This window comes from Salinispora cortesiana (genome assembly GCF_000484695.1).
Classification (GTDB): domain Bacteria; phylum Actinomycetota; class Actinomycetes; order Mycobacteriales; family Micromonosporaceae; genus Micromonospora; species Micromonospora cortesiana.
On the sequence record NZ_AXVR01000169.1, the window covers coordinates 1 to 1,597 of the forward strand.

The following is a 1,597-nucleotide window of genomic DNA, read 5'->3' on the forward strand; positions in this document are numbered from 1 at the left end:
GCTCATTTATTTCCGATCAGGTCGTCGAGGGTGAGTTGGGTTGGCCGGGTGCATGTGTGTTCGGCGTGGATGGTGCCTTGGAGGGTGTTGGCGGTGATTCGGTGTGCGTCGCGGTAGATGAGGTGTTGGTTGCGGGTGAGGGTGTAGGTGGCGCGGTTGTCGAGTAGTGCGGCGATTTCTGAGGCGCGGTCGGGTAGCGGGGTGGTGTCGACTCGGGCGGGGCTGCCTTCGTCAAGGGCGGTGAGGATGGGCTTGCGACAGCGGGGGCACCGGGACTCGGCAGCGATGGTGGAGAGGAAGTGCTGGTTCACCGGATCAACCCCTTTTCGTGATCATCCGGGTTTCCGGGTTTTCCGGGTTTTTGGCAGCCGTCCCCCACAGGCGCCTCCACCGTTGCGTAACGTTCCGTAGTCGCTTCGTCATTCACGGGCGCGCGGGGGGCGGAGAAAAACCCGGAAAACCCGGAAACCCGGATGATCATGGTTGCTGGCCTTCCAATCTGTCCGATCCTGCATGGATTTGCCAGAGCTGAATCTTGTGAACGTCGAGCCCGGCCCGCCGGACAGCGAGACCACCCGCCCACCGGCCCTCCCGGTTGCGCAACCACCATCCGAGCGACTTCGCGATACCCACCGGGCCCTTTGGATGTTTTGACGCCTTGGCCGCCAGCTCGTCCGGCAACGCCTCAGCCGGGATCAATCCGGGTGCGATGAGGTTGCCGGTGTCGACGTCGCCGAGTAGTTCCTTGGCGGTCCACTCGCGCCCTTTGTACGCCTTGAAAGCGGCGGCGAGGAACACCGACCATTCGTCGTCATCGGTACCGACTTCGACCTGGGTGGAGACGTCGTCGAATCGTCCGTCGATTCCGGTGACCGACAGGATTCCTTCGACGGTGCGGACCCATCGGGCGTAGCTGTCACTGGCCCGTTCGACCGGTAGTGGTTTTCCGGCGGCGACCCATGCTCGTACCAGTGTGAGTAGTGCGCAGAGCAGTTCTCCGCGCCGCTCTTTTACCCACGCTTCCAAATTGGTGATGGCGAAGCCGGTGCGGAGTTCGGGGTTGGGTTGGCCGGGGTCGATGATGGTGCGGATGGTGCGGCGGGGCAGGTCGCCGCCGATGCTGATGTTGTTGCCGGTGACGGTCCAGAGGCGGTCGTTGGTGGAGCGGGTCCAGGCGGTGGAGCCCAGGGGCCGGTCGTCCCACAGGTCGGTGGTGAGCAGCCCTGCGAGGGTGCTGCTTTTGAGCGTGCCGCTGACGTTGTCGAGGATGACGACGGGGCCGGTGGTGATGGACAGGATGGCGGTGATCTGTTTGCGGAGTTCGGTGTCGTCGTCGGGCATTTCGGCGCGGAACACGCCGCCGTGGATGTGGCGGGAGAGGTTGGCCAGCAGGGTTTTACCGGAGCCGGGTTGGTGGGCGGCGATGGCGTGCAGCTTGTATGGCGGTGGGGTGAGTGCCCTCAGGAGTGGGGTGAGCAGGGTGCCGAGGTAGTTGGCCCGGAAGTGCTCGGAGACGAATGGGAAGCCGTCGATCATTTCTAGGAGCAGTTTCGCGGCGTCGCGGACGTCGCTGTCGGTGGGCTGGTCGGGTACGCGG

At 64.4% G+C, this 1,597-nt stretch carries 1 protein-coding gene and 1 pseudogene; both read right to left on the reverse strand.

Features of this window, described 5'->3' with window-relative positions:
• Nucleotides 1-2: 2 nt before the first annotated feature.
• Nucleotides 3-311, reverse strand: a complete 309-nt coding sequence (locus tag K228_RS26300) for a hypothetical protein (RefSeq protein ID WP_245603603.1) — start codon at nucleotides 309-311, stop codon at nucleotides 3-5.
• 166 nt (nucleotides 312-477) lie between these two features.
• Nucleotides 478-1,597, reverse strand: a pseudogene (locus K228_RS29085) (hypothetical protein); the annotation flags it as partial.